A 21,568-nucleotide genomic window follows, 5' to 3' on the forward strand; every position below is an offset into this window, starting at 1 on the left:
GGGTGCGGGTCAAGCCTGAGCGGCTTGACCCGTGGCCGCAACGCGGCATGCGCCCCGATACGGCACAGCCCGAAGGGTTCGGCGCCTGCGGGGCCCTCGGCGGGCGCCCATAGGGGGTCAAGACGCCCAGTCTTGACCCCCTATGGCCACCCACCGATCATCCCCGCAGGCATCCGAACGAAATGTCAAGTTTCAGTGGGACAGGACACTAGGACGCTAGACCTTCTGCAGCAGTTCGTGCAGGCGCGCCGGGTCGGGCGGCTTGTCGAACAGTCCGTCGAGTCCGGCCAGTCGTGCCCGCACCCGCTCCCCGAGCGAAGCGCCGAGCTTGGTGGCGATGACGTGGGGAATCTGCCGCTTCCCTCCGGCCAGCTCCCTCAGCAACTCCCAGCCCTGCATGTCGGGCAGCTCCATATCGACCAGCGCGACCGCATAGTCGTTGTCGCGGGCCAACTCCAGCGCCTGCGCACCCGACTCGGCATCGTCGGCCTGCGTCAGGTCGACCAGGGACAGCTTGGCGCGCAGATACAGGCGCTCGTCGCGGTCGGCGCTCGCGATCAGGGCGCGCTTGCGCGGCGTGGCCTCCAATGGCGGCGGAAGGGTATCGGCCCCGTCCAAGTCGACATCGAGATCGAGCGGCGGCGCGAACAAGTCATCCATTGCATGCACCACCTCCGGCCACGAAATCGGCCGCTCGAAGGCGCCCCAGGCCTGCGCCGGCGCCCGGGACCCGATCCAGATGAACTTAAGCTGGTGTTCCTGCGGCAGGACGAGTTGGACGCCCGCTTCGTAGCTCTGCCCGTCGATCAAGGCCAAGGCCGGCTCTTCGGGGGCCCCGGGTTCCCACAGGGCATAGACCGTCTCGCGCTGCTCGGACAGCCGAAACAGCGAGTTGAGGGCGTGGCGCTCCACGTCCGAAAAGCCGATCACCTTGATGAAGATGCGCTGAGCCATCCCTGATGTGCTTGATGTTCGCCCGCGATTATGGCGGCCCGATGGCTCATCGCGGCCTTATCCGGCTTTTTGGCAATGCCCCTGGGCCGACCCGCGCCGATGCTGCTGCATAAGCTTATCCGCATAACGGCCGAATAAAAAAATAGTTTGGTTTCATAAGCTCGCTCCGTACATTGCGGCTCTTCCGGCCAAAACCGGGTCGCCAGCCATGTACCAGTACACAGAATTCGACCGACAGTTCGTCAGCCAGCGTGCTGCGCAGTACCGCGACCAGCTCGAGCGCAATCTTGCGGGCAAGCTCAGCGACGATGAGTTCCGGCCCTTGCGCCTGCAAAACGGCTGGTATATCCAGCGCTATGCGCCCATGTTGCGCGTGGCGGTGCCGTATGGCGAGATCTCCAGCGCCCAGCTGCGCGTGCTGGCCAGGATCGCCCGCGAGTACGACCAGCCCGATGCGGACCTGCTGCGCGAGGCGCAGGAGAAGCAGCTCGCCCTGGGCGAGGTTCCGGTGCCCGGCAGTAGCGCTTCGGTAGCCTCCCACCTGAAGACCGGCTACGGCCACTTCACGACCCGCACCAATGTCCAGTTCAACTGGATCCCGCTGAAGAAGAGCGCCGACGTCATGGACCTGCTGGCCGGCGTGAACATGCACGGCATCCAGACCAGCGGCAACACGATCCGCAACATCACCAGCGACGAGCTGGCCGGCATCGCGCCCGACGAGATCGCCGATCCGCGCCCTTTCTGCGAGATCCTGCGCCAGTGGAGCACGCTGCATCCCGAGTTCGCCTTCCTGCCGCGCAAGTTCAAGATCGCGATCAACGGCGCCGAAGAAGACCGCGCGGCGATCGGCTGGTACGACATCGGCCTGCAACTGCTGCGCAACCCGGCCGGCGAACTCGGCTTCAGGGTGCAGGTGGGCGGCGGCATGGGCCGCACCCCCATCATCGGCACCGTGGTGCGTGAGTTCCTGCCCTGGGATCAGCTGCTCAACTACGTCGAGGCAGTGATCCGCGTCTACAACCGCTACGGCCGCCGCGACAACCTGTGGAAGGCGCGCATCAAGATCCTGGTGAAGGCCGAGGGCCAGCGCTACATCGACCAGGTCGAGGAAGAGTTCCGCGCGATCGTCGAACACGACGGGGCACCCCACACGATCACCCGGGCCGAATTCGACCGCGTCGCGGCCTGCTTCGTGCCACCCGCGCTCCATCGCGAGCGCGACAGCGCGCAAAAGCGCATCCATGAGATCGTGCGCGCCGGCGCCGAAGCCGATCCGGCCTACGACCGCTGGTTGCAGCACAACGTGCACGAGCACAAGAACCCCGAATTGCGCGCCGTCACCCTCTCGTTCAAGCGCCTGGGCCAGGCACCCGGCGATGCCAACGCCGAGCAACTCGAAGCGGCCGCCCTGCTGGCCGAGCGCTTTTCTGCCGGCGAAGCGCGCGTCACGCACGAGCAGAACCTGCTGCTGCCCTGGGTCCATCAGGACGACCTGCCGGAGCTGTGGCATGCCGCCCGCGCCGCCGGTGTGGCGCGGTCCAACATCGGCCTGCTCACCGACATGATCGCCTGCCCCGGCGGCGACTTCTGCTCGCTGGCCAATGCGCGCTCGATCCCGATCGCCGAAGCGATCTCCCAACGCTACCAGGACCTGGACGAGCTCTACGACATCGGCGAGATCGACCTGAACATCTCCGGCTGCATCAACTCCTGCGGCCATCACCACGCGGGCCATATCGGCATCCTCGGCGTCGACAAGGACGGCAAGGAGTGGTACCAGGTGACGCTCGGCGGCGCCGATGGCTCCCACCTGTCGGGGCCGGCGACGCCGGGCAAGGTGGTGGGGCCCTCGTTCTCTGCTGCCGAAGTGCCCGAAGTGGTCGAGGCCGTGATCGACGCCTACCGGCGCGAACGCATCAGCATCGATGGCAAGTCCGAAACCTTCATCGCGACGCTGCGGCGGGTCGGCATCGAGCCCTTCAAGGCCGCCGCCAACGCCGCCCGCTTTGCGGAAAAGGAGGTGGCGTGATGGAACAGCTGCTGAAGATCCTGAGCGTGCAGGACCAGGAAGCCGAGGCCTCCTCCGGCGTGCTGCAACTGGCCAACGATGCGGACCCGCTGGAGGTTTCGCTCGAAGGCATCGCGCGCGTCGAGCTGAACTTCCCCAAGTTCACCGATGGCCGGGCGTTCAGCCAGGCCTGGCTACTGCGCCGCCGCCTGCGTTTCGCCGGCGACATCCGCGCCACCGGCGACGTGCTGATCGACCAGTTGGTGCAGATGCAGCGCAGCGGCTTCTCGAGCGCCGTGCTCAAGGAAGGCAAGGACCCGGCGGACGCCAAGCGGCAGTTCGATCGCTATCCGCAGTACTACCAGGGCGACGCGACCCAGCACTCCCCGCTGTTCCGGAGGACCGCGTGACCGCGGCCATGCCTCTGCCGGGCGCCGCGCGCCCCCGGGCGGTCGACCTGCACGCTCGCGCCTCCAGGAATTTCGAGGCCAAGCTCGCGTTGACCCGGGAGCTGCTGCGCCAGGCCGCGGCCCAGTACGCACCGCTGACGCAGGCTTCCAGCCTGGGCGCCGACGACGTGGTCATCACTCACCTGATCGAAACGCTGGGCCTGGACATCCCGGTGTTCGTGCTCGATACCGGCATGCTGCATGCGCAGACGCTTGAGCTGCTGGCGCGGACCCAGGCCAATCCGCGCCTGCGGGTGCAGGTGTACCAGCCGGTGAACGAATCGGTGGTGCACTTCGTCGGCCGCGAAGGCAAGGAGGCGATGTACCGCAGCGTGGAATTGCGCAAGGCCTGCTGCCACATCCGCAAGGTGGAGCCGCTGGCGCGCGCGCTCGAGGGCCAGCGCGCCTGGATCACCGGCCTGCGGCGCGAGCAGTCGGCAGCCCGGGCCGAGGTGCCGCTGCAGGACGACAGCGAGCCGCGCACCAAGTTCAATCCGCTCGCCGACTGGACCTGGGGCGACGTGTGGCACTACATCCGGCTGCACGGGGTCGACTACCACCCGCTGCACGACGAGTTCTATCCCAGCATCGGCTGCGCACCCTGCACCCGCGCCATCAGCCTCGGCGAGGATTTCCGCGCCGGCAGGTGGTGGTGGGAGGATGAAACCGTCAAGGAGTGCGGCCTGCACGTCAAGCATCAAACCAAGGAAGAAACCCTCTCATGAACGCCCGTGTCGATCCCCCGCTGCTCACGCGCGTGGGCAACCTGCACCTCGATGCGCTGGAAGAGGAAGCGGTCTTCATCCTGCGCGAGGTGGCCGCCGCGTTCGAGCGGCCCGCCCTGCTGTTTTCCGGCGGCAAGGATTCGCTGGTGCTGCTCAAGTGCGCCGAGAAGGCGTTCGGCACCGGGCGCGTTCCGTATCCGCTGCTGATGATCGACACCGGGCACAACTTCCCTGAAGTCACGCAGTTCCGAGACCTGCGGGCGAAGGAGCTGGAATCCGAACTGATCGTGCGCAGCGTCGAGGACTCGATGCAGCGCGGCACGGTGCGCCTGGCCCACCCGGGCGAGTCGCGCAACGCCCACCAGTCGGTCACCCTGCTGGAAGCGATCGAGGAATTCCGCTTCGACGCGCTGATCGGCGGCGCCCGCCGGGACGAGGAGAAGGCGCGCGCCAAGGAACGCATCTTCTCGCACCGCGACAGCTTCGGCCAATGGCAGCCGAAGGCGCAGCGGCCCGAGCTCTGGACCCTGTTCAACACCCGCCTCGCGCCCGGCGAGCACTTCCGCGTGTTCCCGATCTCGAACTGGACCGAGCTGGACGTGTGGCAGTACATCGAGCGCGAGGACATCGCCCTGCCCTCGATCTACTACGCCCACCAGCGCCAGGTGGTGGAGCGCAAGGGCCTGCTGGTGCCGGTGACCGAACTCACGCCGCCGCGCGACGGCGAGCAGGTGCAGACGCGCACCGTGCGCTTCCGCACCGTGGGCGACATCACCTGCACCTGCCCGGTGGAAAGCCCCGCCGCCAGCGCCGCCGAGGTGGTGCTGGAAACACTCTCGGCCGAGGTGAGCGAGCGCGGCGCGACGCGCATGGACGACAAGACCTCGGACGCCTCCATGGAAAAACGAAAGAAGGACGGGTATTTCTGATGTCGGCCCGCGATCTCCAGCAGCCTGCTGCCGTTCACCGTGCCGCCGAGCACGACCATGTCTCGGCCCTGCGCTTCATCACCTGCGGCAGCGTCGACGACGGCAAGAGCACGCTGATCGGCCGCCTGCTGGTCGACAGCAAGGCGGTGCTGCAGGACCAGCTCGCCGGCGTGCAGCGCTCGGGCGAAACCGACCTGGCGCTGCTCACCGATGGCCTGTCGGCCGAACGCGAACAGGGCATCACCATCGACGTGGCCTACCGCTATTTCGCCACGCCGGCGCGCAAGTTCATCATCGGCGACGCGCCGGGCCATGAGCAGTACACCCGCAACATGGTCACAGCCGCCTCCAGCGCCGACGCGGCGGTGGTGCTGGTCGATGCCACCAAACTGCAATGGCGCGACGCCGCCCTGGAACTGCTGCCGCAGACGCGCCGCCATTCGCTGCTGGTCAACCTGCTGCGCGTGCCCTCGATCCTGTTCGCGGTCAACAAGCTCGACGCGGTGGAAGACCCGGAACTCGCCTTCCGCCACATCGCCGGCGCCCTCGCCGGGTTCGCCGAAGCGGCGGGGATTGCCGTGCGGGCGATCATTCCGATCTCGGCGCTGAAGGGCCAGAACGTGGTGGAATCCACGCCCGGCTGGTGCGGCTACGAGGGCCTGTCGCTGCTGCAGTGGCTGGAGCAGCTCGATGTCGCCTCGGCCGAGGCCGACGAGCCCTTCGCCTTCCCGGTGCAATGGGTCGAAAAATTCTCCTCCTCCTCGGACACCAGCCAGGGCCGCCGAGTCTTCTGGGGCCGCATCGCCACGGGCAGCATCCAGCCCGGGCAGGAGCTCAAGGTCATGCCCGGCGGGCAGACTGCCAAGGTGGCCCAGGTGCTGAATCACGTGCGGCAGCCGGCCGAGGTACCTGCCGGCCACAGCGCCGGGCTGGTGCTGGACCGCGAGGTCGACGTCTCGCGCGGCGACTGGTTGCTGGCGCCGGACGCGCCCGCGCCGCTGCTCGAGCTGTCCGCCACCGTCGCGTGGATGGACGACGAGCCCCTGGTGGCCGGCCGTGCCTACTGGGCGCTCCACGGCCATCGCTGGGTCAAGGCGAAGGTCAAGCGCATCGTCCACAGGCTGGACATCGACACGCTGGCCCCTGGCGAGGCGCAGCAGCTCGAACCCAACGCCATCGGCCACGTGGAGCTCGCGCTGCAGGAGCCCTTGCCGGCTGTTCCCTACGCCGATTCCCGCAGGCTCGGCTCGCTCGTGCTGGTGGATACGGCCAGCCACAAGACCTCAGGGGCGGTGCTGGTTCGTTGAGCTTGAGCAAGTAGGGTGGCAGGCGCCGCCCTAAAATCCGGGGGTAGTCCCCCATAGACCCATCACATCAATGACTCACGTCGTCACCGAATCCTGCATCCGCTGCAAGTACACGGATTGCGTGGACGTCTGCCCCGTGGACTGCTTCCGCGAAGGGCCGAACTTCCTCATCATCGACCCGGATGAGTGCATCGATTGTGCGGTGTGCATCCCCGAGTGCCCGGTGAACGCCATTTATGCCGAGGAAGACACACCACCCGACCAGCTCAGCTTCATCAAGCTGAACGCCGAACTGTCCAAGCAGCCTGGCTGGAAGAGCATCACCAAGCGCAAACCCGCGCTGCCGGATGCCGAGGAATGGAAGGACAAGACCGGAAAGCTCTCCGAGCTGATCCGCCCCTAAAGGACTCATGGAAGCGAAGCTCGACCCCGAAGTGCTCAAGACCGCAGCCGCCCACGACGGCCCCATCGAAACCGATGCGGTCGTCGTCGGGGCCGGTCCCGTCGGCTTGTTCCAGGTGTTCGAGCTGGGCCTGCTGGAGATCAAGGCCCACGTCATCGATTCGCTGCCGCATCCGGGCGGCCAGTGCGTGGAGTTGTACCCCGACAAGCCGATCTACGACATCCCGGCGGTGCCGGTGTGCACCGGGCAGGAGCTGACCGACAGCCTGCTCAAGCAGATCGAGCCCTTCGGCGCCACCTTCCACTTCGGGCAGGAAGTCACCACTGTCCAGCGCCAGGACGACGGGCGCTTCTTTGTCGAGACCTCCAGGGGCACGCGCTTCCTCACCCGGACCATCTTCATCGCCGCGGGCGTTGGCGCATTCCAGCCGCGCACACTCAAGGTGGAAGGCCTCGACAAGTTCGATGGCACGCAGCTGTTCTACCGGGTCAAGAGCCCGGCCGACTTCGCCGGCAAGAACCTGGTGATCGTCGGTGGCGGCGACTCCGCGCTGGACTGGGCCCTGAACTTCGCGCAGGACGGTCCCCACCAATCGGAAAGCGTGGTCCTGATCCACCGCCGCGACGGCTTCAAGGCGGCGCCCGCCTCGGTCGCGAAGATGAGGGAGCTGTGCGAGTCGCACCAGATGCAGTTCCTGGTCGGCCAAGTGACCGGTTTCGAGGAAGAGGACGGCCGCCTGCAAGGCATCAAGGTCACCGCGGCCGACGGCGTGACGCGCGTCGTTCCGCTGGACGTGCTGCTGGTGTTCTTCGGCCTGTCGCCCAAGCTCGGGCCGATCGCCGAGTGGGGCCTGGACATCGAGCGCAAGCAGCTCGTGGTCGACACCGAGAAGTTCTCGACCAGCGTCCCGGGGATCTTCGCCGTCGGCGACATCAACACCTATCCCGGCAAGAAGAAGCTGATTCTCTCGGGCTTCCACGAGTGCGCGCTGGCCGCCTTCGGCGCGGCGCCCTTCATCTTCCCGGACAAGAAAATCCACCTGCAGTACACCACCACATCCCCCAAGCTGCACAAGGTGCTTGGCGTGGAAACCCCGGTGTTCGACTGATCGTTTGCAGCGCGTGCGAAGGCGGCGGCCTCGAGGCCGCTAGAATTGCTTCCGCGTGAATCACTCACGCATCCGCTAGGGGTGTTGCGCCGCAAGGCGTGACTGAGACAGTCCCTTTGAACCTGATTGAGGTAATCCTCGCGCAGGGAAGGCAACGATGACCACGACAACAGCTTCTTCTTCCGCGGCAGCAACGCTGCCCGCGAGCTCCGCGGCCAACCTGGCCCTCACCCCCGTTTCCTCGGCCGACCGCCTGTTCGGCTGGCGCGATCACGCGGCGCTTTGGTTCAGCCTGGGCGTCGGCCTGCTGGTGATGCAGGTCGGCGCCTATCTGGTCCCGGCCCTGGGCACCAGGGATGCGTTGCTCGCCATCGTCGCCGGCTCCATCCTCGGTGCCGGCCTGCTGGCCTGGGTCGCCAAACTCGGATGCGACAGCGGCCTGGCCAGCGCCGGCCTGATGCACGCGGTCTACGGCAGCGCCTTCGCCAGGCTGCCCGTGGTCCTGAACATCGTGCAACTGGTCGGCTGGGGCGCGTTCGAGATCGCGGTCATGCGCGATGCCACCGTGGCCATCGCGCAGCAGGCTGGCGCGACGGCCGGGCCGGCCTGGTCCCTGGCGGCAGCGCTCCTGTGGGGCGGGCTGCTGGCGCTGCTGGCCACCGGCTCCATGGTGCGGCTGGTCCGGCGGCTGATCTCGCGCATCGCGCTGCCGCTGGTGGTGCTTTCGCTCCTGTGGCTCACCTGGCAATTCCTCGGCATGGCGCAGTCGCAAGGCTGGCAGGCGCTGTGGAACCGGCCCGGCGAAGGCGGCATGGGCGTGCTGCCGGCACTGGACCTGGTGATCGCGATGCCGATTTCCTGGCTGCCCCTGGTCGCCGACTATGCGCGCCACGGTTCGAGCGGCCGCGCGGCGCTGCGCGGCACCTGGCTGGGCTATGCCCTGGCCAACGCCTGGTGCTACGCGCTGGGCGTGCTGGTCGCGCTGACCCTGCCCAGCCCCGACCTGGTGACGGCGCTCCTGCTGGCGCAGGGCGGCCTGCTCGCGCTGTCGCTGATCCTCATCGATGAAATCGACAACGCCTATGGCGATGCCTACTCCGGCGCCGTCTCCGCCCACAGCCTGGCGCCGCGCTGGACCATCCGGCGCTGGGGCCTGGTGATGGCACTGGCGTGCACGGGCTTCGCGCTGGTGCTGCCCATGCACGCCCTGGAGCCCTTCCTGCTGCTGCTCAGCTCGGTGTTCGTGCCCCTGTTCGGCGTGATCCTGGGCCGGCTGGCGTTCGGGGTCGATGCGGTGGCGCAGCTGGCGCGCGCGCGCCGGGCCAATGCGCTGCCGATCGCGATCTGGTTCGCCGGCGTGGCGACCTTCCACCTTTGCAAGGCCTACGCACCCAGCCTGGGTGCCGCCCTGCCCGCCCTCGCCCTGACCTTCGCGCTGGCCTGGGCCACGCGCAAGAGCCCCCGCTAAGCCGGCAAGGGCAGCAGCCGCGCGGACACCGGCGCGTGGCCGTGGTTCAAGGGACCATGGCCGCCGCCGGTGCGCACGCTCGCGCCGGTCGCGAGCGCGCGCCGCACGTACTCGCGCGCCTGCACCACGGCCTCTCGCAGGCCAAGGCCCAGCGCCAGCCCGCAGGCGATGGCCGACGACAGCGTGCAACCGGTTCCGTGCGTGTTGCCGCTGGCGATGCGCGCGGCGCGCAAGTGCTCGAAAGCCCCCGCATGCGCCAGCACGTCCACGACCTCCTCGCCCGGCAGGTGGCCGCCCTTGAGCAGCACGCCGCGCGCCCCCAGGGCCAGCAGGTCGGCCGCCGCCGGTTGCAGCGCCTCCGTATTCGCGAGCGGACGATCCAGCAGCAGTGAGGCTTCATCCAGGTTCGGGGTGACCAGCACGGCGCGCGGGAACAGCTCGCGCACCAGCACCTGCACCGTCTCCTGGGCGATCAGCCGGTCGCCGCTGGTGGCCACCATCACTGGATCCAGCACCACGTTCGGCAGGTGGTAGGTGTCGATGGCCCAGGCCACCACCTCGACGATCTCGGGTGCATGCAGCATGCCGATCTTCACCGCATGCACGCCGATGTCCTCGATCACCGCCTGCAGCTGTTGTTTGAGGAACGCCGGCGGCACCGCGTGGATGCCGCTGACGCCACGCGTGTTCTGCGCAGTGAGCGCGGTGATGGCCGTCATGCCGTAGCAGCCCAGGGCCGAGAAGGTCTTGAGGTCGGCCTGGATGCCGGCGCCGCCGCCGCTGTCGGAGCCGGCGATCGTCAGCACGCGCGGGTACTGGTGGTCAAACATGGCTTGTCATTCCTTCGTGCAATGCGCGCGCCGCCGCGCAGGGATCGTCGGCGCTGCACAAGGCGCTGACCACCGCCAGGCCGTCCGCCCCCGCCGCCAGCACCTCCGCTGCGTTGCCGGCGTGAATGCCGCCGATGGCCACCAGGGGCAGGCGCGTCATGTCGCGCACCCGGCGCAGCCCGTCCAGCCCCCAGGGTGTCTTGGTATCGGTCTTGGTCGGCGTCGCGAACACCGGGCTCACCCCAAGGTAGTCGACCGGCAACTGCGCGCTGCGCACGACATCCTCCGGCGTTTCGACCGACCAGCCGATGAACACATGCGGCGGCAACAGCCGGCGCGCCTCCTGCGCCGGCATGTCGCTCTGGCCCAGGTGCACGCCCTCGGCCCCGCAGGCCAGCGCCACGTCCAGCCGATCGTTGATCACCAGAGGAATGCCGCGCGGCGCCAGCAGCGTCTTGAGCGCCAGCGCCTGGGCCAGGAAATCGCGGGTGGACAGCTCCTTCTCGCGAAGCTGCACGCAGCTGGCGCCGCCTTGCACCGCCGCATCCACCACGTCGGCCAGCTGGCGCCCGCGGCACAGGGCCTGGTCGGTCACCAGGTACAGCCGCAGATGGCGGCGCAGCGCGGCGCCATCGGTCACTGCCCCACCTCGAGACGCAGGCGGCGCTGGAAGCTGTCCTGGTCGGTGAGTTGCAGGGCATCGAGCAGCAGCGCCTGCATGCTGCCCACACCCTGCCCGGCGGCCTGCGCCCGCTCGGCGGCGATCTCGCCGGCCACGCCCAGCAGGGCCATGGCTGCCGTCGTGGCGCGCCAGGCGTCAGGCTGCACGGCGCAGAACGCGCCGACCAGGGCCGTGGCGGAACAGCCGATGCCGGTGATGCGCGTCATCCATTCGTGGCCATTGGACAGCCGGCTCCAGCGCCCCTGGGCGTCGAGCACATGATCGGTCGCGCCGCTGACGCAGACCGTTCCGCCGGTGCGCTGAGCCAGTGCGCGCGCCGCGCCCAGGGCGTCGCCGGCCGCGGCGCTGCTCTCGACGCCGCGCGTCTGGATCGCGGCACCTGCCGTGCTCATCACCTCGGAGCCATTGCCGCGGATCACCGTCGGCGCGGCGCCGCCCAGCAGGCGCTCCAGCGTCTTGTTGCGATACGGCGTCGCGCCGGCACCCACCGGGTCGAGCACGGAGGGGATGCGACGTTCGGCCGCAGCACGCAGCGCCAGTTCCATGCTCTGCACCCAGTACGGATCCAGCGTGCCGATGTTCACCACCAGCGCCTGCGCGATGCCCACCATGTCGGTCACCTCTTCATGCGCGTGCGCCATCACCGGCGCGGCGCCGGCGGCGAGCAGCACGTTGGCGTTGAGGTTGATCACCACCAGGTTGGTGATGTTGTGGACCAGCGGCACGCGCGTACGCACGGCAGCGATGTCGGCCCAGAGATCGGCAGCGGTCAGGGAAGTGTTCACGTCGTTCCTTGTGGCGGATGGGATCCGGGATCGACGGCGGAAGAAGGCCCATCAGGGCGGTGCTTCCCTACGCTGGCATGACCCAGATCAGGTACCAAGAGTGTTTCTCAGCCCCACCGCACCAACAGGCGGGGCACCTCTAGCAACTGCGATTCTATGGCGCCGGAATTGCAGAACCGTTTTTCACGGACGAGTTGTGGGACGGATGAGGTAAGGACCGGAATTCAGGCTATAATCGAGGGCTTCAACGGTACGACGGCAGCTGCCACAGACCGAAGAGAATATTCCTCGATAGCTCAGTCGGTAGAGCGCCGGACTGTTAATCCGTAGGTCCCTGGTTCGAGCCCAGGTCGAGGAGCCAATAACAAGCGCAACGGCGAGAAGAGCGTTCTTCTCGCCGTTTTCGCTTTATGACTCGCTTTGGAGCGATATAAGCCGAGTTCTTGATTCGTGGCACTCCTGCCAAACCTGAATGGAGAAGATCAGCATCATGGCCAAACTTTTCCTGTGCGCAGGCATCATCAGCTTGCTCGCCGCCTGTTCCAACATGTCCGGGCCCTCCGATACCAGCACGATGGGTGCGCCAGGCTCCAGGGGCAGCAGCGTCGGTGGACCACGCGGCGCTTCCGGGACCCTCTAGTAGCGTCCACACCTCATGCACAGACCGGCCGTGCAAAAGTTCTCGAAAAACAGGGCCGCAAGCCACTGGGATCGACAGCAACACGGCGTGTTCGCCTACAAAGTCCACTGCTGAGCCTCCTACAAGCCAAGGCCGCCGCTGAGCCTAAGCTTCGTACTGCCATTAGGGTGTGTCTCAAGTCTCCAAGGTATCGGGCCGGCTAGACCGGCCCGCTTTTTTTTGCCCGCCAGACCACTGCCCTTCAAGGCTGCAGCCGCTTGAACTTCTTGTGCAGCGCCGACAGCTCACCTTGCCCCGCGCCAAGCGAAGCCAGGGCGAGGAGTTCCTGGTTCGCACGCCACGGCTCGCCGGCGCGGGCGTAGGCGACCGCCAGGTAGCGATGAACCTCCTGGAAGCCCGCCGCGAGGCTGCGGGCGCGCTCCAGCGCTGCAATGGCGCGCCGGGGTTCGTCGTCCTGCAGGTGCAGGATGCCCAGGCCGATCCAGTAGTACGGGTCGGCCGCGCGGCGGGCCTCGAGTCGCCGGGCGTACTGCCGGGCCTCCGCCATGCGACCCTGGTCCACCAGCAGCTGGTGCAGCTCATGCAGCGATGCATCTGTCGATCCACCCATGGCCACCGCTCGCCGCAGCAGCCGTTCCGCCTCCTGCTCCTGCCCGGTCCGGCGATACAGGACGGCCAGGTTGCCGTAGGACGCGACATAGTCCGGCTGGGCCTGGATGGCAGCCTTGAAGTGGGCGTAGGCCAGGTCGTGGCGGCCGCGCGCCAGGTGTTCCACCGCGATGTTGTTGTAGTAGCGAGCGACGATGCCGGCTTCCGTCAGCGGCGTGCCACGCTGGCCGGTGGCGAAGTCCGGCTCGAAGTCGACGACGATGTCGCGGCCGGCCGGGTCGCCGGGCACGTCGCGAAAGGCGCGAGGAAACAGCACGTTGACATGCTGGTTCACCGCATCGAGTTGCCCGCGCCGGTCGAAGATCGCCGGCGCCTGCACTTCCTGCATCTGCGCGGACACGCCCATGGCGCGCGCAACGGCGTAAGTGAGCACGGTAAGCGACAGGCAGTCGCCGCTCTTGTTGCGCCAGGTCTCGGCTGCCGTGGTCGAGTGGCCGCCCGCGTAGGCGAAGCCGCGGCCTTCAGGACCGAAGACCACGCCCAGGAGGCGCTTGAGACGCTGGCCGGTGCTGGCCTGCAGCAGCGCGGGCTCGGCCAGCTTGCGTTCCAGCTCCGGGTCGAGCCGGAACAAATCGGCAGGTTGAACGGCCACCAGCGCGGGTTGCCAGCCGAACGCCTCATCCATCCACGGCGAGGGCTCCGGCATCCGGGTCGGCGCGGACGCGCATCCGGCCAGTGCCAATGCGAAAACGATCGCAGCATGAGCCCGGTGCAGCATGGAGTTCTCCAGCGCAAGTCCTGACGCCCCACAATAGCAGCGTCGCCCGTCTTTGGCGAGGCTTCGCATGAACTCGATGAACCTGCCCTGGCTCGACCCCGGCGATCCCTTTCCGGATCCCTCGCAAGCGTGGGACACCCGGCACCCGGCGCCGGGGCTGCTGGCGGCCGGCGGCGTGCTGGACGTGGACACCCTGCGCCGCGCCTACTCGGCCGGGATCTTTCCCTGGTTCAGTGAAGGCCAGCCGATCCTGTGGTGGAGCACGGATCCGCGCATGGTGCTCATGCCGGCCGAATTCAGGCTGCACCGGTCGCTGCGCAAGACGCTGCTGCGCTTGCTTGAAGATCCCTCCTTCGAGCTTCGCATCGACGGCGCTTTCGACGAGGTGATCCGGGCCTGCTCGTCGAGCCCGCGCCCGGGCCAGTCGGGCACCTGGATCGTGCCGCGCATGGTGCGCGCCTACGCGGCCCTGCACCGCGCGGGCTTCGCGCACAGCGTGGAGACCTGGTGGAACGGCGAGCTGGCAGGCGGGCTGTATTGCGTGTCGGTCGGCGGTGCCGTGTTCGGCGAGTCGATGTTCACGCGCGTGCCCGACGCATCGAAGATCGCGCTGGCGGGCCTGGTGGCCTTCTGCCGCCGCCATGGCATCGGCATGATCGACTGCCAGCAGAACACCGCGCACCTCGCCTCGCTGGGCGCGCGGGAGATCCCGCGCGCGGCATTCGTGGCGCAGGTGGCACAGAGCGTGAGAAAACCACCTCCGCCTTGGCGATTCGACCCCGTATACTGGGACGAACTTCTGCCGCGAAAGCCGTGACGCACCTCAAGGACCTTCCGCTCCAGACACTGCAGTTCTACGCGACGGCACCCTATCCCTGCAGCTACCTGCCGGGCAAGCAGGCACGGTCGCAGGTGGCCACGCCCAGCCACCTGATCCACAACGACGCCTACTCCGAACTCGTGACCAGCGGCTTTCGCCGCAGCGGCATGTTCACCTACCGTCCCTATTGCGACGGCTGCCGGGCCTGCGTGCCGCTGCGGGTACTCAGTGAGGCCTTCCGAGCAGACCGCAGCCAGCGCCGGGCCTGGACCCGCCACAGCGACCTTCAGGCGCGCGTTCTCAAGCTGTGCTTCGTGCCCGAGCACTACCACCTGTACCTGCGCTACCAGACCGGGCGCCATGCCGGCGGCGGCATGGACCACGACAGCATCGACCAGTACACCCAGTTCCTGCTGCAAAGCCGGGTGAATTCGCGGCTGGTGGAATTCCGCGAGACGCTGCCCGACGGCTCGCCCGGCGCGCTGCGCATGGTGTCCATCCTGGATGTCCTCAATGACGGCCTGTCGGCGGTTTATACCTTCTACGAGCCGCAGGCCTCGGCCAGCTACGGCACTTACAGCGTGTTGTGGCAGATCGAGCAGGCCCGGCGGCTGCGCCTGCCGCACGTCTACCTGGGCTACTGGATCGGGCAGAGCCCGAAAATGAACTACAAGGCGCGTTTCGCGCCCAACGAGGTGCTGGTCGACGGCCAATGGGTTCCGGGCGGCCCCGCCGGACGCCCCGATTAGGTCGGCAGCATTTCATAAGATAAAATCGGCGAGCCCTTCGCTCTTCCCGATCTTCATGAGAAAGTCCGAGGCCGGCGCGCCGGCCACTCCCACCATCCAGGTGATCGAACGCATGTTCGCGCTGATCGACGTCCTCGCTTCGCGCGAGGAGGCCGTGTCGCTCAAGGAGATCAGCGAAAGGACCGGCCTCCATCCCTCCACCACCCATCGCATCCTGAACGACCTGGCCACCGGCCGTTTCGTCGAGCGGCCCGAGGCCGGCAGCTACCGCCTGGGGATGCGGCTTCTGGAACTGGGCAACCTGGTGAAGGGCCGCCTGAACGTGCGCGACGCCGCGCTCGCGCCCATGCGCGAGCTGCACAAGCAGATCCAGCAGCCCGTCAACCTGAGCATGCGCCAGGGCGACGAGATCGTGTACATCGAGCGCGCCTACAGCGAGCGCTCGGGCATGCAGGTGGTGCGCGCCATCGGGGGCCGGGCGCCCCTGCACCTGACTTCCACCGGCAAGCTGTTCCTGGCTGCCGACGAGCCCCAGCGCGTGCGCGCCTACGCCACGCGCACCGGCCTGGCCGGCCACACCCGCAACAGCATCACCCAGTTGCCCCTACTCGAGCGCGAACTGGCCAAGGCCCGCCAGTACGGCATCGCCCGCGACAACGAGGAACTGGAACTCGGTGTTCGCTGCATGGCGGCCGGCATCTACGACGACCAGAGCAAGCTGGTGGCCGGCCTGTCGATCTCGGCCCCCGCCGACCGCCTGGACGAAGGCTGGCTGACCAAGCTGCAGGCCACCGCCAGTGAGATTTCGGCGGCGCTGGGCTACCGGGCTTCGCACACCAAAGCCGCTGCCTAAGCCCTGAAACCCAAAGGACAAGGCCCGCGAAGCGGGCCGAAGCGGATACTTAGCGGACTACTTAACCGCTGACCTGCCGGATCATCGTCGTGGCCGGCGTCAGGGCGGCGGGCTGGCTTTCGACCCAGCGGCGGACCCGCTCGGCGTCGCCAATCCGGCTGAGCTTGCCGGCCGAGTCCAGGAACACCATGATCAGCTTGCGGCCCGCGACCCTGGCCTGCATCACCAGGCACTGCCCGGCTTCCGAGATGTAGCCGGTCTTCTGCAGGCCGATCTCCCAATCGGGGTTCTTGACCAGGCGATTGGTGTTGTTGAACTGCAGCGTGCGTTTGCCCACGGCCACCTGGTAGCCCGGCGAGGTCGAGAACTCGCGCAGCACGGGATCTTCGTAGGCGGTGTGCACCAGCGTCGCCAGGTCCTGCGCGCTCGACTGGTTGCGGCTGGACAGGCCGGTCGGTTCGACGTAGCGGGTGTCCTTCATGCCGAGCGCCTGCGCCTTGGCATTCATCTGCCCCACGAAGACGTCCATGCCACCGGGGTAGGTACGGCCGAGTGCATGAGCGGCGCGGTTCTCGCTGGCCATGAGCGCCAGGTGCAAGAGCTCGCCGCGCGACAGCGAGGAGCCCACGCGCAGGCGCGAACCACTGTGCTTCTCGGTGTCGACGTCTTCCTGCGTGATGGTGATCATCTCGTCCATCGGCAGCTTGGCCTCGCTGACCAGCATGCCGGTCATCAGCTTGGTGATCGACGCGATCGGCAGCACCGCCGAATCGTTCTTGCGCAGCAGCACTTCGCGCGTGTCCTGGTCGATCACCAGCGCCACGCTGGACTTCAGCGCCAATTCATCGGCGGCGAGGTGCAGGCCGGCGATCTGGCCGAACGAGGGCTTGGTGGCCACCGCACGCATGGCCGCGGGCTTGCGGCGGATGCTGGCGGTGAAATTGCGCTGGACGCGGCGGTTTTCCGCCTTTTTCGCGACCTTGCCCTTGGGCGGGGGAACGGCGTCGGCCGCCGAAACGGGCGCAAAACTGAATACAAAAGCGGTCAGGGCGACCGACTGGAGGAAATGCTTCAATGTGTGGCTCATCGCGGGCGAGGCTTCTCTCAACACGAAAGATCTCCCTGACACATACCGAGGCTCAAGTGTGGCGTGTCGAGCCTCGGAAAAGTTACACAGGAACAACGACTTATGTAACTTTTTTAATTCGATGTGTCAATTATAGGAAGAACTCAGCCTTGCGCCGCTACCCGATCAGCTTTACTTTGTAACTTGTTGAGGGCGCTGAGATACGCCTTGGCGGACGCCACCACGATGTCCGGGTCCGCGCCCACGCCGTTGACGACCCGGCCGGAATTCTGTAGCCGCACCGTCACCTCGCCCTGACTCTCGGTGGAGCCGCTGATGGCATTCACCGAGTAGAGAACCATCTCGGCGCCACTCTGGACGTGGCTTTCGATCGCCTTGAGCGAGGCGTCCACCGGCCCGTTGCCGTCGGATTCGCCACGCACTTCCTTGCCATCGACCATGAAAACCACGACCGCATGCGGCCGCTCGCCGGTTTCACTGTGTTGCCTGAGCGAGACCAGGTGGTAGGTCTCCTGCTCGTGGGTGAGCGCGTCGTCGCTGACCAGCGCCAGGATGTCCTCGTCGAAGATCTCGCTCTTGCGGTCAGCCAGGTCCTTGAACTTGGCGAAGGCCGCATTGACGTCGGCCTCGCTGTCGAGCTGGACTCCCAGTTCCTGCAGGCGCTGCTTGAAGGCGTTGCGGCCGGACAGCTTGCCCAGCACGATCTTGTTGGCGCTCCAGCCCACGTCCTCGGCCCGCATGATCTCGTAGGTGTCGCGGGCCTTGAGCACGCCGTCCTGGTGGATGCCGCTGGCGTGCGCGAACGCGTTGGCGCCGACCACCGCCTTGTTCGGCTGGACGGTGAAGCCGGTGGTCTGGCTCACCATCCGGCTGGCCGGGACGATGTGCTTGGTGTCGATGCCGACGTCGAGGCCGAAGTAGTCCCTGCGGGTCTTCACCGCCATCACGACCTCCTCGAGCGAGCAGTTGCCGGCACGCTCGCCCAGGCCGTTGATCGTGCATTCCACCTGGCGCGCCCCGCCGACCTTCACGCCGGCGAGCGAGTTGGCCACCGCCATGCCCAGGTCGTTGTGGCAGTGCACCGACCAGACCGCCTTGTCCGAGTTGGGAATGCGCTCGCGCAGGGTGCGGATGAAGTTGCCGTAGAGCTCGGGAATGGCGTAGCCCACCGTGTCGGGCACGTTGATGGTCGTCGCGCCCTCATGGATCACCGTCTCCAACACGCGGCAGAGGAAGTCCACTTCGCTGCGGTAGCCGTCCTCCGGCGAGAACTCGATGTCGCCGCACAGGTTGCGGGCGAAACGCACCGACTGCTTCGCCTGCTCCAGCACCTGCTCCGGCGTCATCCGCAGCTTTTTCTCCATGTGCAGCGGCGAAGTGGCGATGAAGGTGTGGATGCGCGCGCGGCCGGCGGGCTTGAGCGCCTCGGCGGCCCGGGAGATGTCACGGTCGTTGGCGCGCGACAGCGAGCAGACCGTGGAGTCCTTGATCGCAGCGGCAATGGCCTGCACGGCCTCGAAGTCGCCGTTGGAACTGGCCGCGAAACCGGCCTCGATCACGTCCACCCGCAGCCGCTCGAGCTGGCGCGCGATGCGCAGCTTCTCGTCCTTCGTCATGGAAGCGCCGGGCGACTGCTCGCCGTCGCGCAAGGTGGTGTCGAAGATGATCAGCTTGTCTGACATTGCGATTCCTCAGTCCTCGCCGTGGCGCGCTGCAGGCCGGACACGATGGCCTTGAGCGACGCCGAGACGATGTTTGCATCCATGCCCACGCCGAACAAGGTGCGGTCGCCAACCCGAAGCTCGAGGTAGGCCACGGCCCGCGCATCGGCGCCGGAAGCGATGGCGTGCTCATGGTAGTCGAGCACACGGATGCCCTGGCCGGTCGCCTGGGCCAGGCCCTCGACGAAGGCGTCGATCGGGCCGTTGCCCGCGCCCTTCAGCCGGAAGCTGCGGCCCGCCACCTGGACCTCTGCCTCCAGCGTCACCAGCGAGCCGGCCGAGCCGCGCTGCTCCTCGAGCACCTGGTGCTGCAGGGTGGCGACGCTGGCCAGCCCGTATTCGCGCTCGAACAGCTCCCACAGGTCCGGCGCCGTCAGCTCCTTGCCACTGGCGTCCATGACGCCCTGCACCACCTGGCTGAACTCGATCTGCAGGCGGCGCGGCAGTTCCAGGCCGTACTCGGATTCGAGCAGGTAGGAGATGCCGCCCTTGCCCGATTGGCTGTTGACCCGGATCACCGCCTCGTAGCTGCGGCCCAGGTCCTTGGGGTCCAGCGGCAGGTAGGGCATGTCCCAGAGCTCGCCCTCCTTGCGCGCGGCGAAGGCCTTCTTGATCGCATCCTGGTGCGAGCCGGAGAACGAGGTGTAGACCAGGTCGCCGACGTAGGGATGCCGCGGATGCACCGGGATCTGGTTGCAGTGTTCCACCGTGCGGCGGATCTCGTCGATGTCGGAGAAGTCAAGGCCCGGGTCCACGCCCTGGCTGTAGAGATTGAGCGCGACGTTCACCAGGTCGAGGTTGCCGGTGCGCTCGCCGTTGCCGAACAGGCAGCCCTCCAGCCGGTCGGCGCCCGCCATCACGGCGAACTCGCCGGCCGCCGTGCCGGTGCCGCGGTCGTTGTGCGGATGCACCGAAAGCACGATCGAATCGCGGCGCGCCAGGTTCCGGTGCATCCACTCGATCATGTCGGCAAAGATGTTGGGCGTGGAATGCTCGACGGTGGATGGCAGGTTGATGATGCACTTGCGCTGCGGCGTCGGCTGCCACACCTCGGTGACGGCATCGACCACGCGCTTGGCGAAGGGCAGCTCGGTGCCGGAGAACATCTCGGGCGAGTACTGGAACACCCATTCCGTCCCCGGCTGCTGCGCCGCCAGCTCCTTGAAGAGCCGGGCCTGGCCGCTCGCCAGTTGCACGATGCCGTCTTCATCGAGCCCCAGCACCACGCGGCGCATCACCGGGGCGGTGGCGTTGTACAGGTGGACGATGGCCCGGCGCGCGCCGCGCAGCGACTCGAAAGTGCGGCGGATCAGTTCCTCGCGCGCTTGCGTCAGCACCTGGATGGTGACGTCTTGCGGGATGCGGTCCTCTTCGATCAGCTTGCGCACGAAGTCCCATTCGACCTGCGACGCCGACGGGAAGCCGACCTCGATCTCCTTGAACCCGATGTCCACCAGCGCCTCGAACATCCGCAGCTTGCGCGCGATGTCCATGGGCTCGATCAGCGCCTGGTTGCCGTCGCGCAGGTCCACGCTGCACCAGATGGGCGGCTTGCCCAGCACGGTGTCCGGCCAGGTGCGGTCCTTCAGGCCGACCGGGGCGAACGGGCGGTACTTGCTGGCGGGGTTCTTCAACATCGGCATGGGGTGCTCTCTGGTGGGTCTTGAACAACACCCGCAGCCCTGAAAAACGAACGGCCCGCTGCGGGTGCATACGGGCCGTGATCCGGGAATTCTCGCGCGCGCGCTACCGTCTCCGCCCGTAGGAGGATAGAAGCAGTAGGGCCAGCGAACCGAATTTCATGCGTTCGAATGTAGCACAAGAAGGCCTAGCGGTGCAGGCCGCGCTCGTCCGGCTCGTCGGTGGAGGTGCTGATCACGCTGGTCGGGTGGCCCTTGGCCTTGCGCCAGGCATACAGCACATAGCCGCTGAGGCCATACACGACGAACAGGGCGAACAGCACGATGGGCGGGTGAATGTTGATCACGGCAATGGCCAGCGCGATCAGCACGATCACCACGAAGGGCACGCTCTGCTTCATCCGCACGTCCTTGAAGCTGTAGAACGGCACGTTGGTCACCATGGTCAGCCCGGCGTACAGCGTCAGGCCGAACGTCACCCACTCGAGCTCGGCGCCCTTCCAGCCCTGGTCGTTCATGAGCCAGATGAAGCCGGCGACCAGCGCCGCGGCCGCCGGTGAAGGCAGGCCTTGGAAGTAGCGCTTGTCGACCACGCCGGTGTTCACGTTGAAGCGCGCCAGCCGCAGCGCGGCGCAGGCGCAGTAGACGAAGGCGGCGAACCAGCCCCAGCGCCCCAGGCCCCGGAGCGCCCATTCGTAGGACACCAGCGCGGGGGCCGCGCCGAAGGACACCATGTCCGACAGCGAATCCATCTGCTCGCCGAAGGCGCTCTGGGTGTTGGTCATGCGGGCAACCCGCCCGTCCAGGCTGTCCAGCACCATCGCGCAGAAGATGCCGATGCCCGCCAGGTCGAACCGGCCGCCCATCGCCATCACGATCGCGTAGAAGCCGCCGAACAGGGCCGCGAGCGTGAACAGGTTCGGGAGGATGTAGATGCCCTTGCGGCGCTTGCGGACGACGACGCCTTCTTCAGCGGGGATGGGTTCGGATTCTTGGCCGTCGTGCATGGACGCAGAGTGT

Annotated in this window: 20 protein-coding genes, 1 tRNA gene and 2 riboswitches; of the genes, 12 read left to right on the plus strand and 9 right to left on the minus strand. The window is 67.3% G+C overall.

The window, feature by feature from the left end; all coding sequences use genetic code 11:
- Window positions 1–216: 216 nt before the first annotated feature.
- Window positions 217–954, minus strand: coding sequence for a response regulator (locus UC35_RS00235; RefSeq protein ID WP_061494952.1), 738 nt, complete (start codon window positions 952–954; stop codon window positions 217–219).
- Between the two features lie 208 nt (window positions 955–1,162).
- On the opposite strand from UC35_RS00235, the gene UC35_RS00240 reads away from it, so the two are divergent.
- From UC35_RS00240 to UC35_RS00275, 8 genes are all read left to right on the plus strand, one after another.
- Window positions 1,163–2,986 (plus strand): nitrite/sulfite reductase, encoded by a 1,824-nt coding sequence (locus tag UC35_RS00240; protein ID WP_061494954.1) that lies wholly within the window; start codon window positions 1,163–1,165, stop codon window positions 2,984–2,986.
- Entirely contained in the window at window positions 2,986–3,375 is a 390-nt protein-coding gene (locus UC35_RS00245; RefSeq protein ID WP_061494956.1) for a DUF934 domain-containing protein, read from the plus strand. Before UC35_RS00240 ends, UC35_RS00245 begins: the two co-directional genes overlap by 1 nt.
- Before the next feature lie 8 nt (window positions 3,376–3,383).
- On the plus strand, window positions 3,384–4,139 hold the full coding sequence (locus UC35_RS00250; protein WP_061503604.1) for a phosphoadenylyl-sulfate reductase: 756 nt from the start codon (window positions 3,384–3,386) through the stop codon (window positions 4,137–4,139).
- A complete protein-coding gene (cysD, locus tag UC35_RS00255) occupies window positions 4,136–5,068 on the plus strand; it encodes a sulfate adenylyltransferase subunit CysD (RefSeq protein WP_061494958.1) in 933 nt (310 codons plus the stop codon). The genes UC35_RS00250 and cysD overlap by 4 nt, the downstream gene beginning before the upstream one ends.
- On the plus strand, window positions 5,068–6,375 hold the full coding sequence (locus tag UC35_RS00260) for a sulfate adenylyltransferase subunit 1 (protein WP_061494960.1): 1,308 nt from the start codon (window positions 5,068–5,070) through the stop codon (window positions 6,373–6,375). Before cysD ends, UC35_RS00260 begins: the two co-directional genes overlap by 1 nt.
- Before the next feature lie 70 nt (window positions 6,376–6,445).
- Window positions 6,446–6,778, plus strand: a complete 333-nt coding sequence (gene fdxA, locus UC35_RS00265; RefSeq protein ID WP_061494962.1) for a ferredoxin FdxA — start codon at window positions 6,446–6,448, stop codon at window positions 6,776–6,778.
- Window positions 6,779–6,785: 7 nt separating this feature from the next.
- Entirely contained in the window at window positions 6,786–7,886 is a 1,101-nt protein-coding gene (locus UC35_RS00270) for an NAD(P)/FAD-dependent oxidoreductase (RefSeq protein ID WP_061494964.1), read from the plus strand.
- A gap of 67 nt (window positions 7,887–7,953) precedes the next feature.
- Window positions 7,954–8,053: riboswitch (TPP riboswitch) on the plus strand.
- Window positions 8,044–9,354 (plus strand): purine-cytosine permease family protein, encoded by a 1,311-nt coding sequence (locus tag UC35_RS00275; RefSeq protein WP_061503605.1) that lies wholly within the window; start codon window positions 8,044–8,046, stop codon window positions 9,352–9,354. Its footprint overlaps the riboswitch before it by 10 nt.
- On the opposite strand, the gene thiD is transcribed toward UC35_RS00275, so the two are convergent.
- From thiD to thiM, 3 genes are read right to left on the minus strand one after another with little or no spacing between them, the layout of a single operon-like run.
- Window positions 9,351–10,184 (minus strand): bifunctional hydroxymethylpyrimidine kinase/phosphomethylpyrimidine kinase, encoded by an 834-nt coding sequence (gene thiD / locus UC35_RS00280; protein ID WP_061494966.1) that lies wholly within the window; start codon window positions 10,182–10,184, stop codon window positions 9,351–9,353. The two genes, UC35_RS00275 and thiD, sit on opposite strands and share 4 nt — an antisense overlap.
- Window positions 10,177–10,824, minus strand: coding sequence for a thiamine phosphate synthase (thiE, locus tag UC35_RS00285; protein ID WP_061494968.1), 648 nt, complete (start codon window positions 10,822–10,824; stop codon window positions 10,177–10,179). The genes thiD and thiE overlap by 8 nt, the downstream gene beginning before the upstream one ends.
- On the minus strand, window positions 10,821–11,651 hold the full coding sequence (gene thiM, locus UC35_RS00290; RefSeq protein WP_061494970.1) for a hydroxyethylthiazole kinase: 831 nt from the start codon (window positions 11,649–11,651) through the stop codon (window positions 10,821–10,823). Before thiM ends, thiE begins: the two co-directional genes overlap by 4 nt.
- A 47-nt stretch (window positions 11,652–11,698) precedes the next feature.
- A riboswitch (TPP riboswitch) is annotated at window positions 11,699–11,802 on the minus strand.
- Between the two features lie 134 nt (window positions 11,803–11,936).
- Here thiM and UC35_RS00295 point away from each other — a divergent pair.
- Window positions 11,937–12,012, plus strand: a tRNA-Asn gene (locus UC35_RS00295).
- 520 nt (window positions 12,013–12,532) lie between these two features.
- Here the strand turns inward: UC35_RS00295 and UC35_RS00300 are convergent.
- Window positions 12,533–13,678: a tetratricopeptide repeat protein gene (locus UC35_RS00300; protein ID WP_158513848.1), complete on the minus strand. Its 1,146-nt coding sequence runs from the start codon at window positions 13,676–13,678 to the stop codon at window positions 12,533–12,535.
- 67 nt (window positions 13,679–13,745) lie between these two features.
- Here UC35_RS00300 and aat point away from each other — a divergent pair, with 67 nt between their 5' ends.
- From aat to UC35_RS00315, 3 genes are read left to right on the plus strand one after another with little or no spacing between them, the layout of a single operon-like run.
- Window positions 13,746–14,495 carry a leucyl/phenylalanyl-tRNA--protein transferase gene (aat, locus tag UC35_RS00305; RefSeq protein WP_061494974.1) on the plus strand — a complete coding sequence of 250 codons (750 nt, stop codon included), beginning with the start codon at window positions 13,746–13,748 and terminating at the stop codon, window positions 14,493–14,495.
- Complete coding sequence (locus tag UC35_RS00310) at window positions 14,492–15,247, plus strand: arginyltransferase (RefSeq protein ID WP_061494976.1); 756 nt, start codon at window positions 14,492–14,494, stop codon at window positions 15,245–15,247. The genes aat and UC35_RS00310 overlap by 4 nt, the downstream gene beginning before the upstream one ends.
- Window positions 15,248–15,302: 55 nt before the next feature.
- Window positions 15,303–16,100, plus strand: a complete 798-nt coding sequence (locus tag UC35_RS00315; RefSeq protein ID WP_061494978.1) for an IclR family transcriptional regulator — start codon at window positions 15,303–15,305, stop codon at window positions 16,098–16,100.
- 61 nt (window positions 16,101–16,161) lie between these two features.
- Here the strand turns inward: UC35_RS00315 and pbpG are convergent, their stop codons facing one another.
- From pbpG to pssA, 4 genes are all read right to left on the minus strand, one after another.
- On the minus strand, window positions 16,162–17,187 hold the full coding sequence (gene pbpG / locus UC35_RS00320) for a D-alanyl-D-alanine endopeptidase (RefSeq protein WP_061494980.1): 1,026 nt from the start codon (window positions 17,185–17,187) through the stop codon (window positions 16,162–16,164).
- Window positions 17,188–17,330: 143 nt separating this feature from the next.
- On the minus strand, window positions 17,331–18,869 hold the full coding sequence (locus UC35_RS00325) for a 2-isopropylmalate synthase (RefSeq protein WP_061494982.1): 1,539 nt from the start codon (window positions 18,867–18,869) through the stop codon (window positions 17,331–17,333).
- Window positions 18,854–20,545 carry a 2-isopropylmalate synthase gene (leuA, locus tag UC35_RS00330; protein ID WP_061494984.1) on the minus strand — a complete coding sequence of 564 codons (1,692 nt, stop codon included), beginning with the start codon at window positions 20,543–20,545 and terminating at the stop codon, window positions 18,854–18,856. The genes UC35_RS00325 and leuA overlap by 16 nt, the downstream gene beginning before the upstream one ends.
- A 191-nt stretch (window positions 20,546–20,736) precedes the next feature.
- Window positions 20,737–21,555: a CDP-diacylglycerol--serine O-phosphatidyltransferase gene (gene pssA / locus UC35_RS00335; protein ID WP_061494986.1), complete on the minus strand. Its 819-nt coding sequence runs from the start codon at window positions 21,553–21,555 to the stop codon at window positions 20,737–20,739.
- Between the last annotated feature and the right edge of the window lie 13 nt (window positions 21,556–21,568).

The organism is Ramlibacter tataouinensis, assembly GCF_001580455.1.
GTDB lineage: Bacteria > Pseudomonadota > Gammaproteobacteria > Burkholderiales > Burkholderiaceae_C > Ramlibacter > Ramlibacter tataouinensis_B.